The organism is Terrisporobacter petrolearius (genome assembly GCF_020748185.1).
GTDB classification, from domain to species: domain Bacteria; phylum Bacillota; class Clostridia; order Peptostreptococcales; family Peptostreptococcaceae; genus Terrisporobacter; species Terrisporobacter petrolearius.
In genome coordinates this window covers 1-468 of record NZ_JAHZMO010000165.1, presented here as the reverse complement: position 1 = coordinate 468, position 468 = coordinate 1, and the positions used below count along the sequence as shown (strand labels likewise).

Sequence of the window (468 nt, the reverse complement as noted above, 5' to 3'; positions counted from 1 at the left end):
TGGCTGAACACTGGATGGAAATCGCGCTGGTCGATTACTGTTTCAAAGTGTTAATCAGTATCGTTTTCTTCCTGCCAATGTATGGCGTATTACTCAATATGCTGTTGAAAAGACTGGCAGATAAATCCGAAATCAACGCTTTGCAGGCGAGTTAAAGGTTCGTTATCAGAGTTGTGATAAGATGGATGAATGAGCCGTTATGGCCGCTTATCGAAAGGAAGAAGTCAATGCGCAATCTGGTTAAATATGTCGGAATTGGCCTGCTGGTTATGGGGCTTGCGGCCTGTGATGATAAAGACACTAACGCTACGGCGCAGGGTTCGGTCGCGGAAAGTAACGCTACCGGGAATCCCGTCAACCTGCTTGATGGCAAGTTAAGTTTCTCGCTGCCAGCGGATATGACCGACCAGAGCGGTAAGCTGGGAACGCAGGCCAATAACATGCATGTCTGGTCCGACGCCACCGGGC

1 pseudogene is annotated in these 468 nt (G+C 49.1%); it reads left to right on the top strand.

Annotated features, from left to right (window positions below):
* Positions 1-227: 227 nt before the first annotated feature.
* Positions 228-468: pseudogene (gene dcrB, locus K0040_RS22495) on the top strand (phage sensitivity protein DcrB); the annotation flags it as partial.